The organism is Rhodospirillum sp. A1_3_36 (assembly GCF_047263945.1).
GTDB lineage: Bacteria > Pseudomonadota > Alphaproteobacteria > Rhodospirillales > Rhodospirillaceae > Rhodospirillum.
The window spans coordinates 1-12652 of sequence record NZ_JBLAVB010000008.1; the positions used below are offsets into that span (position 1 = coordinate 1).

The window sequence follows — 12652 nt, forward strand, 5'->3', positions numbered from 1 at the left end:
ACGGGGGGTTTGGCGCCCATGTGACCACCTTCCTGGCCAACGCGGGTCTGCTGGACGATGGCTTGAAGGTGCGGGCGGTACATGTGCCCGACCAGTTCTACGAACACAACAAACCCGATGTGCAATGCGCCGAGGCAGGGATCGACGCCCGGGGCATCGCCGAGCGCGTGCTTGGGGCGCTGCATATGGACAGCTTGGAGACGGAAGCCAGGGACGGCGCGGGCGGGATGGCCTGACGGGAGGAGAGGCCTTTTCTATTCCTTCGGGCGGATCCGCGCGGGATTGCCCAGGGCGGTGCTGTTCGCAGGGACATCGCGGGTGACGACGGCTCCCGCGCCGATCAAGGCGTTGTCGCCAATGGTGACGCCGGGCAGAATGATGGCGCCGCCACCGATCCACACATTTTCGCCTATGGTGATGGGGCGACCGAATTCCAGCCCGGTCGCCCGGTGCGCCGGGTCGCGGGGGTGGTCGGCCGTCAGGATCTGGACTCCCGGGCCGATTTGCGAGCCCGCGCCTATGGTCACCGCAACCACGTCCAGGATGACGCAGTTGAAATTCATGAAAACGCCCTTGCCGAGCCGGATGTTGTAGCCGTAGTCGCACAAGAAGGGCGGTCGGATCATGACGCCGTCGCCCACAGCTCCCAGGGCTTCGACCAAGAGGGTGCGACGGTCTTCCGGTGTCATGGCGTGGGCGGCGTTATAGCGGTCCATCCATTGGGAAATGCGCCAATTGTCGGCGACCAGTTCGGGTGCGTTGGCCCGATATAGCTCTCCGGCCAGCATTTTTTCTTTTTCGGTTCTCTTATCCATAAATCTTGCCTTGGAAAAATAGGGGGAGGCTATGGTCGGGGATCGAAGGGTTTGGAGCAAGCTGTCTTCATGACCGGAAAGATCGGAACCTCCATCCAGTAAAAAAAGGGCGCCCAAAGGCGCCCTTTCGACCCACAGATGTGGATTTCCGTCTGGTTTAGAAACCGACTTAGTAGCGATAGGCTTCCGGCTTGAAGGGGCCAGCCACGTCGACACCGATGTAGGAGGCCTGCTTGCTGGACAGCTGGGAGAGCTGGACGCCCAGCTTTTCCAGGTGCAGGGCGGCAACCTTCTCGTCCAGGTGCTTGGGCAGGACGTAGACCTTGTTTTCGTACTTGCCGTCGTCGTTGTTGGCGAACAGTTCGATCTGAGCCAGGGTCTGGTTGGTGAAGGACGCGCTCATCACGAAGCTGGGGTGACCGGTGCCGCAACCCAGGTTCACCAGACGACCTTCGGCCAGCAGGATGATGCGATGCCCATCGGGGAACGTGATCTCGTCGACCTGCGGCTTGATGTTGTTCCAGGTCAGGTTCTTCAGGCTGGCAACCTGAATTTCGTTATCGAAGTGACCGATGTTGCAGACGATGGCCCGGTCCTTCATGGCCCGCATGTGATCGATGGTGATCACATCCAGGTTGCCCGTGGTCGTGCAGAAAATGTCGCCACGGGGGGCGGCGTTTTCCATGGTCACAACCTCGAAGCCTTCCATGGCGGCCTGCAGGGCGCAGATCGGATCGATCTCGGTCACCAGAACGCGGCACCCGGCGCTGCGCAGGGATTCGGCAGAGCCCTTGCCCACGTCACCGAAACCGGCGACCACGGCGACCTTGCCGGCCATCATGACGTCGGTGGCGCGGCGGATGCCGTCGACCAGGGACTCACGGCAGCCGTACTTGTTGTCAAACTTCGACTTGGTGACCGAATCGTTCACGTTGATGGCGGGGAAGGGCAGGGTGCCAGCCTTCTCCAGCTCATACAGACGGTGCACGCCGGTGGTGGTTTCCTCGGTCACGCCCTTGATGTTGGCCAGAACTTTGGAGTACCAGCCGGGCTGCTCGCCGATGCGCTTCTTGATGGCGGCGAACAGGATCTCTTCTTCCTCGCTCCCGGGGTTGTCGAGAAGGGTGATGTCCTTCTCGGCGCGGGCGCCCAGGTGGATCAGCAGAGTGGCGTCGCCACCATCATCCAGGATCATGTTCGGGGTGCCGCCGTCGGACCACTCGAAGATCTTGTGGGTGTAGTCCCAGTAGTCGGTCAGCGACTCGCCTTTGATGGCGAAGACCGGGATTCCGGCGGCGGCGATGGCGGCCGCGGCGTGGTCCTGGGTGGAGTAGATGTTACAGGACGCCCAGCGGATGTCAGCACCCAGAGACTTCAGTGTCTCGATCAGGACGCCCGTCTGGATGGTCATGTGCAGGGAGCCGGCGATGCGCGCGCCCTTCAGGGGCTGGCTGGCCGCGAATTCCTCGCGGGTTGCCATCAGGCCCGGCATTTCGCTTTCGGCGATGTCCAGTTCCTTGCGACCGTAACCGGCCAGAGAAATGTCGGCGACCTTATAGTCGGTGAAGCTCATCTATGCTCTCCGCTTGCGTTGTAGTCCTGGATCCGCTCCTCCCGATGGCTCAGGGCGCGGGGTTGGAGCACGCCAAGGCGCACCTCCCCGGGGCGGCTTGAGGAGAATATAAAGATATATTTATATCCTTATCAAGTTATTTGTTTGGGCTGATTCCGCCGTCGATGAGCAGACTGTCTGCGGCTTCTGCGATGCGTCTGGCGTCATTCAACTCCATGATTCCATTTGCCTTTCTGGCTGTTTCCGCGAGTGAGAGGCGGCGGATGTTGCGTTTCACCAGGGGAATATGGGTGGCTGACATGGAGAGTTCGGTAACGCCCAGACCCATCAGGACGGCGGCCAACTTGGGGTCTCCGGCCATTTCTCCGCAGACCGACAGGGGGATGCGCGCCCGATTCGCGGCTTCTACGGTGAACTGGATCAGGCGGAGAACCGCAGGGTGAAGGGGATTGTACAGATGGGCGACTTCCCGGTCGGACCGATCGATGGCCAGGGTGTATTGGGTCAGATCATTGGTTCCAATGGCGAAGAAGTCGCAGGCCCAAGCCAGGGAATCGGCTGACAGGGCTGCGCCGGGGACTTCGATCATCACTCCGAGGGGGGGCAGGGTGGCGGGCAAGGTCACATCCTTGCGTCGCTTCAGCTTCCGGACCACTTGATCGAGGAGGTCCCGGGCCTGCTCCAATTCCTCAAGCGAGGCGATCATGGGGAGCAGGATCCGTGCCGGTCCATGGGCGGAGGCGCGTAAAATGGCTGCGAATTGGGTTTCAAGCAATTCGGGCCGGGCAAGGGACAGACGAATGGCTCTCAGGCCGAGGGCGGGATTGGGGCCGTCGCGCAACCCCAGGGAATCGGCCAATTTATCGCCCCCCAGGTCGAGGGTTCGAATGGTCACCGGCAGCCCCTTCATGCCGTCGATGATGGACTTGAGGAAGTGATACTGTTCGTCTTCATCCGGGACCTCGGCCCGATTCATGTACATGAATTCGCTGCGCAGCAGACCAATGCCTTCGGCGCCCGATTCCCGGGCCATCTCCAACTCGCTGGGCAGTTCCACATTGGCCATGAGGCGAACCCGCACCCCGTCCTTGGTCTCTGCGGGCAGGTCCCGCAGACGGCCCAGGCCCCGGCGAGACCGCAAGAAGTCGGCTCTGCGCTTGCGGAAATCGGCCAGGGTGTCCGGGTCGGGATCGATTACAACCTCGCCGGTCCCGCCGTCCAGGCAAACCGTATCCCCGGGGCGGACCTGACCGATCAATCCCTCGACGGCCACCACGGCGGGCAGCCCCAGCGAACGGGCCATGATCGCCGTATGGGAATCGGCTCCCCCGGTGGACAGCGCCATGCCGGCCACGGCTTTGGGGTTCAACAGGGCTGTATCCGCCGGGCTCAGGTCTCCGGCGATGATGACGGCATCCTTGGGCAGTAAGGAAAAGGGCCGGTAGGACGACTTGGTGAGGACACGGATCAGGCGCCAGCCGATGTCCCGGACGTCGGATGCGCGGGAGGCGAGGTAAGGATCGGCCATGGCGGCGAAGGTCTCGGCCATGGCGTCCATTTCTTCCTTCACGGCCGCTTCGGCGTTGATGCGCCGCTCGGCGATCCGGTTTTCCGCTCCCTTTAGAAAGCGCGACCCGCTGAGCATCTGCTGGTAGGCGTCGAGAAGGTACCCCAGTTCCTCTCCTGCGGCACCGGGAAGGGCCTGGGCCTTGCCCCTTAGATTCCTCAGCTGGCGGCTGCCCCGGTCGGCGGCTTCGGCCAGACGGAGTTTCTCCCGGTCGATGCGCCCAGGGGGGATCCGGTATTCGGGGACGGAAACGGATCCGGCTTCGTGCCGATAGGCGATACCCACGCAGACGCCGGGGCCGACAGCCAGGCCAGAGAGACGCACAGCCCGGGTGTTCTCCGCTGTGTGGCGCGGTGCGCCGGTGCTTTTAGTCTTCATGGAAGCCATCGGCGATCAAGGCGCAGAGGGTATCAAGGGCCTCCTGGGCCTGGGGACCTTCCGCAGCCAGAGCGATCGTGGTGCCGGGGCTGGCGGCCAGCATCATCAGGCCCATGATGGAGCGGCCAGAGACCTCCTGTCCTCGATTGGAGACAGTGATTTCGGCGTCGAATGCTTCTGCGGTTTTGACGAATTTTGCCGCTGCCCGGGCGTGGAGACCGCGGCGGTTGACGATGGTGGCCTCGCGCGCCATCGCGGCGGCGGAACTGGACTCACTGGGCATGGTCGGGTGATTACTCCGTGGACATTTCCCCTTGATCACGTTTTCGGCACGTGATCGATTTTATTGTTCTGAGAGCGGAGGAAGGGGGACTCCATTGCCCGTTTTTCCTTTGCTCCACTCCATGCCGCACCCTTTTTTTGAGACGAACGGGCGTCGGTTCAATACATATGGGTATGCATAGGCGCAGTGTCGCGGGGTCGGATGCCGAGATCAGGGATCCTGGGTCAGAAGGCGAGAGGCGACATTGATGTATTTGCGGCCAGCTTCCTGGGCGCTGCTGGCTGCGTCCTGCATGGATTGGGTATCCCGCACGGTGGCCAAGCGAATCAGCATGGGCAGGTTGACACCTGCGATGACCTCGATCTTGGCCTTTTCCATCACGGAAATGGCGAGGTTCGATGGTGTTCCGCCGAACATATCCGTGAGCAGGATGGTGCCGTTCCCGGTGTCGACCTGTTCGACGCATTTCAGAATGTCTTGACGGCGCTGTTCCATGTCGTCGTCGGGGCCGATGCAGACAGCCGCGATGTTTTCCTGCTTGCCCATCACATGCTCGGTGGCGGCGATCAACTCTTCCGCCAAGCGTCCATGGGTCACCAATACCATGCCGATCATCGAACTTTGCCCATTGCTGATGGGTTCTCGCCTCCGCCCAAATGGGAGACCGCCCGTTTCTATTGTCTGGTCGTCAACGGACATCGAAAGATGTCCGGGATAAACAACGGACATCACAAGATGTCCGGGATAGTCAATCGACATCGAAAGATGTCCGGGATAGTCAATCGACATCGAAAGATGTCCGGGGTCGCGGAAAAACCGGTGTTGGTATCCCTTGCGGCCAACCTGCTTCCGATCAAAGGTGTATGTCGCGATGGCGGATCCGGGCACGATATCCCCGTTCATCCAACCATGCCGCCAAACGCTCTGCTGTGTAAACCGACCTGTGCTTTCCGCCGGTACATCCGACGGCGATGGTTAGATAACTTTTCCCTTCCTTTTCATAGCGAGGCAGAAGCAGGTCCAGCAGGTCTGTGACCCGGGACAGGAAGGGTTCGTAATCGGGATCGGCGCTGACGAAAGCGGCCACAGCGGGGTCCCGGCCCGTCAGGGACCTGAGGTCGGGGTCGTAGTAGGGGTTGTTCAGGAAGCGGGCATCGAAGACCAGATCGGCTTCGCGCGGCAGTCCGTTGCGGAAACCGAAAGAGGTGACGAACAGGGTCATCTCTCCTCCTGTCTCCAGCGAGAATTCAGCTTCCAGAATGTTTTTGAGTTGTCCCGGTGCCAGGGTCGTTGTGTCGATCCGGCGACTGGCCTGGTCCTTCAGGGGGGTGAGAAGGCGACGTTCCATGGCAATGCCATCTGCGACGGGCCGCTCCTGGGCCATGGGGTGGCGGCGCCGGGTTTCGGTAAAGCGTCGTTCCAGGACATCGTTATCGGCGTCGATAAACACCAGATGGGGGTCGAATCCGTCATCCTCTTTCAACCGGTCCAGGGCGCTTAAGACGGAAACCGTGTCAAATCCCCGGGTGCGGGTGTCGATTCCCAGGGCGAGGGGCGAGGGTTCCTCTCGTCCGGTCGCAATCAGGGCATCAAGGAGGTACAGGGGCAGGTTGTCGACCGCTTCATAGCCCAGGTCTTCCAGCGCACGCAGGGCACTTGCCCGGCCTGCGCCGGACATGCCCGTGACCATCAAGACCCGACGCTGTCCCGCCTGAGGGGGAGCAGACTTGGCCTGTGGCTGGATCTGGGGGTCGGACTTGGGCTCGGTGACCATGGGGGCTGTCCTATCCCTAAGGGGCGTCGCGGGACGGGTCGGAGGGCGGGTTGGAGCCGTCAGGAGCTCGCCCGGGGCGATGAACCCGCGTACTATCCCCTCGCGCGACGGCAAGGGCAAGGTCAACCTTGTGCGGCGCGGTAAGTTCCCAGGGATCCAGGCGGGTTCGGGGCAGGGCCACGCCTGATAGGGACAGGGTTTCCGGTTCGGGCAGGCGCTCCAAGGGGCCACCGGGGAGCAGATCGACCACCAGCGCCAGGGGGGTGGGGCCGGTGGTTCGGGGGGCGGGCAGGATGCCCAGGCCGCGGACCTCCAGCAACCCCGCGAGGAGGATTGGAGCCTCGGCGATCAGGGCGCCGTCTTGACAGGTCAGAATGGTCCGGTCATCGGCCACCAGAGAGAAGCCCCGATCCATGATCAATCGCAGGGCCAGATCAGACTTTCCGGCGCCGGACGGACCGCGCAGCAGAACCGCAACCCCATCGCGGGCAACGGTGGTGCCATGGTGGGTTGGTGGCAGGGGGGCTGTCGATTGAGTCCAGCTCATGGACCGATTGTGCGATGCGGGCCGGTCCGGGTCAATGACAGGGGAGGGCAGGACACCGAAATGGTAGATTTCGTCGGGTCTGTCTCGTCTTGCCAAGGGGATTGGGTGCATGCTTTCCCCTCCCTTATTTACCGTGCAAGGCGTTCCCCGCCTTGACTTCGCAGGGGAGGGCTCGGACGATGCGGCTCCATATCAGATTTTTTTGGCGCCAGGAAAGCGGGATATGAATAAAAAGGGTTTGATCGCCATCGTGGTGGTGGGCGTGCTGGGTGTCTTGGGCGTCGTGGGCTACGGGATCGTCCAGACCAAGGGCGAGGCGAAGGTCCGAAGCATGCTTGCAGGTTTCCAGAAGTCCCTGCCGCCGAACACGACCCTGGAATACGACAGCCTGTCTATCAACCCTGCTGGGCTGTCCTTGACCATGGGCGGGGTGCGGGTGAACAATCCCGTCGAGCACTTGGCCGGAACGGTAAAGGACATCGTTCTATCCAACCCAGGCTTTGGTGGCGCTACTGTCAAGACCATCGACGTGGAGGTCAATGGGGCTGAAGTGTCCGTGGTGCGGCCCGAGGCCTCCATGACCGCCAAGGTCGACCATCTGGCGGTGGAGGACGTGGATATCCGTGAATCCATCGCCCTTGGGAAGTTGTTCAAGGGAGTGAAGTCAGCCGCAGACCTGGAACCCGAGGTCATGGCCCGGGTGAACGTTGGCCCCAGTCAGGTTCGGAACCTGGATGTAACTGTGTCTTCGGAAGACACCCACCTGACGGTCGGGGCCATCGACATGGATGGTGTGAAGCAGGGTGTTCTCGGCCGCCTGACCTATAAGGATTACGTGATCGAGCGGGAGGGCGCGCGCCTTTCCATGGATGGGCTTGCCGTTGAGGGCATCGATTTGATCCGCTTGGCTCATTGGGCCAAGGACACTGAGGCCCGAATGAAGCGCCAGGAAACCCCTCTTCTGGATACCCTTGGCCTGCGTTTGCTGGATGTGACAGGCTTTCGGGCCGAGGGGGAGGGGCACAGGCTGATTTTGGATCACATGGCGATCACCGACTTGGAAAGTGCTCGGGGTCTGCCCACCCGGATTTCCCTGAATGTGGAAGGGTTGCGGGTCCCCGCCGGAGAACTGAACGAGGAGACCCGGGCCTTTCTGTCCGAGAATGGGCAGTCTGATCTGGTTGTGAACCTGAAGTACGGACATTTCCTCGATCAGGAAAAGAAGACCTTTGTGTTCGGACCGGCAACCCTGGACCTGGGTTTGCTCGGCCAATATGGGGGGGCGCTTGGTTTGGCGGGCATGGATGTGGAGATGCTGGCCAATGCCCAGGAACGGCCAGAGCGTCTGCTTGAGTCCGCCCGGCTGGAGAGTTTCACTGTGAAGGCCGTGGCCGGACCGGGGACGGCGGCTTACGTCGACCGCGTGTTGGCCAAAGAAGGGATGGATCGGGCGGCATTGTCCACTCTGGTCGAACAGCGGGTGGGTGCGGATCTGCGGGAAACCATGGGGACGGAGTTCGGGGATCGGGTGGTAAATGCCGTCGCGGGGTTCATCAAAAAACCAGGGACCTTCACCCTGTCGGTCAAGGCCGAGAATGATCCCATGAACATGAACGAGCTGGGCATGACCCTCGCTCTTATGCCCAAGCGTTTGCTTCAAGCCTATAACGTTCAAGTGGACTACACGAAGTAACGCCTCGCGCCTGTCTTGACGGTCAGATCAAAGGGGACTAGCTTTTTTCTTCCTGGACAAGGGCATAAATCGGGGGAGTGGATGACGCGGAAACAGGGATATGGGAGGCTATGGCTTCGCCTGATCTGTGTCCTGTCCCTGCTGATGGTCGGGTTTGGTCATCGGCCCTTTCCCTTGGGCGTCAGCGGCGTTTCAACTGAGGTCGGGGCCGAAGCCGGGGGAGGTGGGCAGCCGGTGGGGTTGGCCGCCTTTGCCCTTCCGGATGGATCCCTGCCCTTTATCTGTTCGGTTCCGGTCCCAGACTCCGAAGAGGACCCCAGTCTGAGCTATCAGGGATGTGATGCCTGTCGGATTGTTGCCTCCTTCTGCCTGCCCACACCCATCATTTTATCGGAACCCATTGTTCTCCCGTTCGTGGTGGAACGGCCGCGTGCCGGACACAGACGGGTTGCTCTGGTTCCCGTGGCCCATGACGCCACGCCCCGCGCACCGCCCACTGTGAGAACCGTCTGAAACGGTCGGCATCGGAGGGGGTGATCTCCGCCGGGCCTCTTTTTCCAGAATTCCACTCAAATCGGTCCATTGGCGATCCCGTGAACCGCCCCTCTGCTGTCCCCTGTGGACAGGCTTGAGGCAGCGTTTTTACGGTGCGTTGAAAATGGACTCGTCTCCCTTCGCGGCTTGCGTTCCCGTTTAGAGCGTTCCGAGATCAAGGTGTGCCACTTCGCGGCCACGGGACAGGACAGTGTCTCGTCTTTTTTGGGCGATTGCCCAAATCCCTCTTTTTAGCCCGGGGTCTGGGGCCTTTCGGCCCCAGTGGGGGACGGGGCAAAGCCCCGTGACGGGAAGACACCCCCTGTCCATGTACCGTGCTTTGCGGCCCAACTTGGTCTCAATGCTCTAACCATATGAGTCTCGATCAAATGATCCACCTTAGCGTATTCCGAGATCAAGTTGGGTCGCTGCGTGACTCCGGGGAGGCTTTCTAAATGAGCTATTCCAATGATTTTCAAAAGCTTGGCCGCTTTGGCCCTGTCCCTCTGCGTCGCGGCCCCTGCTTGGGCCCAGATAGATATCGTCGATCTTCGGGATCGGCATGTGACCCTGGAGCACCCTGCGAAGCGGATTCTTCTGGGGTTCTATTTCGAGGATTACATGGCCGTCACCGGTCCCGGTGCGATGGATCGGGTCGTTGCCCTGTCCACCCCGGTCTGGCAAGGCTGGCGGCCCATGCAGTACGCGGCCTACGTGAAAGCGATTCCGTCCATCGCTGATCTGGTTGATGTGGGGGACACGGAATCCGGGACCTTTTCCATCGAGAAGGCGATCGCGGCCAAACCAGACCTCGCCCTTCTCGCCGCTTGGCAATACGACAGCCTGGGGGCGACCGCATCGGCCCTTGAGGAGGCAGGAATCCCCATCGTCGTCGTGGACTACAACGCCCAGACCTTGGAGCGACATTTGCGGTCGACCCGGGTGATCGGCCAGGTCATGGGGGCAGAAGACCGGGCTGAGACGCTCGCCAAGCTTTATGAGACAGCCATCACGGACACCCTGGCACGGGTGGCGACGGCGGGACCCTCTGGCAAATCCGTCTACGTCGAATTGGCCAAGAAGGGGCCGTCCGAGGTGGGCAATAGTTACGGCAAGGGGATGTGGGGCGGCATCATTGACATGGTTGGAGGCGAGAATATCGCCAAGGATCAGGTCGAGAATTGGGGACCCTTGGCGCCGGAATACGTCCTGGCCCGGCGTCCGGATGTCATCCTGCTTGCCGGATCCGAATGGACCGGCGCGCCAGAAGCCGTCTCAGTGGGCTTTGGGGCCGATCCCGCCGTGGTCAATGAACGCATGGGGGCTTATCTGACGCGACCCGGCTGGGATCAACTTCCCGCAGTCAAGACCGATGATGTCTATGCGGTCTACCATGGCGGAACCCGGACTCTGTCGGATTACGTCTACGTTCAATACATCGCCAAGATCCTTTACCCGGATGTCTTCAAGGATATCGATCCGATGGGGGAGCTGGCGCAGTTCTATCACCAGTGGCTGCCGATTGAGGCCGAAGGCGTGTTCGCGACGCGATACAGGCCCGACCAACCATGATCTCGGGCCAAACTCTGTCCTCCGGACTTCGCGACGGATACCGTCGCGAAGGTTTCCGGCGCGTCATGATTTTGGGGCTCGCCAGCGCTGCGCTGGTGGTTCTGGTGGTTCTCGATCTTTCGTTGGGCCCCTCGGGATTGACCCTGTCAGAGGTTGGGCGGGCCTTGGTCGCCGGCCCCCATGGGGAGGACCGGATGGCGGCGACCATCCTTTGGAAACTGCGCATGCCGCAGACCGCTATGGGGGTGGCTGTCGGATGTTCTCTTGGTCTCGCAGGTCTGCAAATGCAGACCATCCTGGACAATTCCCTGGCCAGTCCCTTCACCTTGGGGTTTTCCGCTGCAGCGGGTTTCGGGGCGGCCCTGGCGATCATGTTCGGGGCGTTTTTCCCCATCCCCGGTGTGGTTGTCGTTCCGGTTTTGGCCTTTACCATGACCCTGTTGGCCTGTGTCCTGGTCCACCTCGTCGCCCGGACCCGGGGCGGGACATCGGAGGTTCTGGTTTTGGCTGGAATCGCGATCCTGTTCTTCTTTCAGTCCCTGCAATCCCTCCTGCAATATCTGGCCTCGCCGGAGGTCCTGCAGCAAATTGTCTTTTGGCTCTTCGGCAGCCTTCTCAAGGCGAATTGGTCCTCGGTCGCGGTCACAACCGGAATTTTCCTGGTCTGCCTGCCCTTCGTCGTCCGGGACGTCTGGTCCCTGACGACCCTGCGCTTGGGGGAGGCGAATGCGGCAAGCCTTGGCTTGCCGGTCGCGGCCCTGCGATACCGGGCATTTACTCTCGTCGCTCTTTTGACGGCGGGGGCGGTGAGTTTCGTCGGAACCATTGGCTTCGTCGGCCTGATTGCCCCCCATCTCGCCCGGTCCCTGGCGGGAGAGGATCACCGGTTTTCCTTACCACTTGCGGCGATCATGGGCGCAGTTTGCCTGATCGGAGCTTCGGTTTTCGGCAAGCTTATTTCCCCCGGTGCGGTCATCCCCGTTGGAATCATCACTGCGGTTGCAGGCATTCCCATGCTTTTGGTGGTTATCATGCGAAAGGGAGGCACCAGCCCATGACCCTTGTTCTTCAAGATGTCGCTGTCCAGAGGGGAGGGCGGGACATCCTGTCCGACGTGTCAGCCCGGATCGATGCAGGGCGCGTGGTCGGTGTCGTGGGGCCCAACGGGGCGGGGAAATCCACGCTTCTATCGGCGATTGCGGGATTTCTGCCCTTTCGGGGACGGGTTACCTGGGAGGGGCGTCCCCTGGATCCCAGCCTTGTGGGATTCATGCCCCAGGTCAGCCATGTTCGGGCATCAATCTCCGTTCTTGAGGCGGTTTTGTTGGGGCGTCACGCCCAATTGGGGTGGCGGGTGCGGAGAGCGGATATCGATCGGGCGGAGCGGGCTTTGGAGGCCTTTGGGCTCGTTCCCCTCGCGTCCCGGGCGATGAACACGTTGTCTGGAGGTCAGCAGCAACTGGTGCTTCTGGCCCAGCGGTTGGCACGGGATCCCCGGCTCCTGGTGTTGGACGAGGCAACGAGCGCCCTGGATCTGCGACATCAAATGGTGGTTATGTCCCATGTCCGATGGTTTGCCCAGGCAAGGGGGGCAGTGGTGATCATCGCGATCCATGATCTGAACCTCGCCCTTCGTCATGCCGATGACGTGCTTTTGGTTGGTCCGGGTGGGGCCGTTTCCCACGGCGATCCGGGGCGGATCATGACCTTGGAGAACTTGCGACAGGTCTATGGCATTGAGGCGGATATCCTGATCGGACCCGGTGACCGCCCGGTGATCGTGCCCTCAGCCCTGGTTGGGGGGGAAAGGAGGTCTGAGCCTTGCCCAGAACCGCAAAGGGTCGCGGACCCTTTGACCCCTTTGGTTGAGGGCGCGTCTTGAGTCAAGTTGGCCCATTTTCACGCTATTTATATAG

12 protein-coding genes and 1 pseudogene are annotated in these 12652 nt (G+C 61.4%); 6 read left to right on the forward strand and 7 right to left on the reverse strand.

The window, feature by feature from the left end:
- Positions 1-236: pseudogene (locus tag ACLIRY_RS16485) on the forward strand (1-deoxy-D-xylulose-5-phosphate synthase); the annotation flags it as partial.
- 18 nt (positions 237-254) lie between these two features.
- On the opposite strand, the gene ACLIRY_RS16490 reads toward ACLIRY_RS16485, so the two are convergent.
- The 7 genes from ACLIRY_RS16490 to ACLIRY_RS16520 all read right to left on the reverse strand — a co-directional run bounded on the left by ACLIRY_RS16490 (position 255) and on the right by ACLIRY_RS16520 (position 7048).
- Positions 255-815, reverse strand: coding sequence for a sugar O-acetyltransferase (locus tag ACLIRY_RS16490; RefSeq protein WP_413206516.1), 561 nt, complete (start codon positions 813-815; stop codon positions 255-257).
- 169 nt (positions 816-984) lie between these two features.
- Complete coding sequence (gene ahcY / locus ACLIRY_RS16495) at positions 985-2388, reverse strand: adenosylhomocysteinase (protein WP_413206517.1); 1404 nt, start codon at positions 2386-2388, stop codon at positions 985-987.
- Positions 2389-2524: 136 nt separating this feature from the next.
- Entirely contained in the window at positions 2525-4333 is a 1809-nt protein-coding gene (ptsP, locus tag ACLIRY_RS16500; protein ID WP_413206518.1) for a phosphoenolpyruvate--protein phosphotransferase, read from the reverse strand.
- Positions 4323-4616, reverse strand: a complete 294-nt coding sequence (locus tag ACLIRY_RS16505) for an HPr family phosphocarrier protein (protein WP_413206519.1) — start codon at positions 4614-4616, stop codon at positions 4323-4325. The genes ptsP and ACLIRY_RS16505 overlap by 11 nt, the downstream gene beginning before the upstream one ends.
- 210 nt (positions 4617-4826) lie before the next feature.
- Positions 4827-5231 carry a PTS sugar transporter subunit IIA gene (locus ACLIRY_RS16510; protein WP_413206520.1) on the reverse strand — a complete coding sequence of 135 codons (405 nt, stop codon included), beginning with the start codon at positions 5229-5231 and terminating at the stop codon, positions 4827-4829.
- A 238-nt stretch (positions 5232-5469) separates the two neighbouring features.
- Positions 5470-6390, reverse strand: coding sequence for an RNase adapter RapZ (rapZ, locus tag ACLIRY_RS16515; protein ID WP_413206521.1), 921 nt, complete (start codon positions 6388-6390; stop codon positions 5470-5472).
- Positions 6391-6406: 16 nt separating this feature from the next.
- On the reverse strand, positions 6407-7048 hold the full coding sequence (locus ACLIRY_RS16520; RefSeq protein WP_413206522.1) for an HPr kinase/phosphorylase: 642 nt from the start codon (positions 7046-7048) through the stop codon (positions 6407-6409).
- A gap of 112 nt (positions 7049-7160) precedes the next feature.
- Between ACLIRY_RS16520 and ACLIRY_RS16525 the strand changes: the two genes are divergently transcribed.
- The 5 genes from ACLIRY_RS16525 (at position 7161) to ACLIRY_RS16545 (ending at position 12618) form a co-directional block, all read left to right on the forward strand.
- Entirely contained in the window at positions 7161-8630 is a 1470-nt protein-coding gene (locus tag ACLIRY_RS16525; RefSeq protein ID WP_413206523.1) for a hypothetical protein, read from the forward strand.
- Between the two features lie 81 nt (positions 8631-8711).
- Positions 8712-9143, forward strand: coding sequence for a hypothetical protein (locus ACLIRY_RS16530; RefSeq protein ID WP_413206524.1), 432 nt, complete (start codon positions 8712-8714; stop codon positions 9141-9143).
- Between the two features lie 489 nt (positions 9144-9632).
- Entirely contained in the window at positions 9633-10736 is a 1104-nt protein-coding gene (locus tag ACLIRY_RS16535; RefSeq protein WP_413206525.1) for an ABC transporter substrate-binding protein, read from the forward strand.
- Between the two features lie 65 nt (positions 10737-10801).
- Entirely contained in the window at positions 10802-11794 is a 993-nt protein-coding gene (locus tag ACLIRY_RS16540) for a FecCD family ABC transporter permease (protein ID WP_413206526.1), read from the forward strand.
- Positions 11791-12618: an ABC transporter ATP-binding protein gene (locus tag ACLIRY_RS16545; RefSeq protein ID WP_413206527.1), complete on the forward strand. Its 828-nt coding sequence runs from the start codon at positions 11791-11793 to the stop codon at positions 12616-12618. Before ACLIRY_RS16540 ends, ACLIRY_RS16545 begins: the two co-directional genes overlap by 4 nt.
- The last annotated feature ends 34 nt before the right edge of the window (positions 12619-12652 follow it).

Bases quoted from the DNA above. Each gene is read 5' to 3' on its own strand.
- ACLIRY_RS16490 (WP_413206516.1), bottom strand. From the start codon at position 815: ATGGATAAGAGAACCGAAAAAGAAAAAATGCTGGCCGGAGAGCTATAT.
- ACLIRY_RS16535 (WP_413206525.1), top strand. From the start codon at position 9,633: ATGATTTTCAAAAGCTTGGCCGCTTTGGCCCTGTCCCTCTGCGTCGCG.
- ahcY (WP_413206517.1), bottom strand. From the start codon at position 2,388: ATGAGCTTCACCGACTATAAGGTCGCCGACATTTCTCTGGCCGGTTAC.
- ACLIRY_RS16520 (WP_413206522.1), bottom strand. From the start codon at position 7,048: ATGCACCCAATCCCCTTGGCAAGACGAGACAGACCCGACGAAATCTAC.
- ACLIRY_RS16540 (WP_413206526.1), top strand. From the start codon at position 10,802: ATGATTTTGGGGCTCGCCAGCGCTGCGCTGGTGGTTCTGGTGGTTCTC.
- rapZ (WP_413206521.1), bottom strand. From the start codon at position 6,390: ATGGTCACCGAGCCCAAGTCCGACCCCCAGATCCAGCCACAGGCCAAG.
- ACLIRY_RS16530 (WP_413206524.1), top strand. From the start codon at position 8,712: ATGACGCGGAAACAGGGATATGGGAGGCTATGGCTTCGCCTGATCTGT.
- ACLIRY_RS16525 (WP_413206523.1), top strand. From the start codon at position 7,161: ATGAATAAAAAGGGTTTGATCGCCATCGTGGTGGTGGGCGTGCTGGGT.
- ACLIRY_RS16545 (WP_413206527.1), top strand. From the start codon at position 11,791: ATGACCCTTGTTCTTCAAGATGTCGCTGTCCAGAGGGGAGGGCGGGAC.
- ptsP (WP_413206518.1), bottom strand. From the start codon at position 4,333: ATGAAGACTAAAAGCACCGGCGCACCGCGCCACACAGCGGAGAACACC.
- ACLIRY_RS16505 (WP_413206519.1), bottom strand. From the start codon at position 4,616: ATGCCCAGTGAGTCCAGTTCCGCCGCCGCGATGGCGCGCGAGGCCACC.
- ACLIRY_RS16510 (WP_413206520.1), bottom strand. From the start codon at position 5,231: ATGATCGGCATGGTATTGGTGACCCATGGACGCTTGGCGGAAGAGTTG.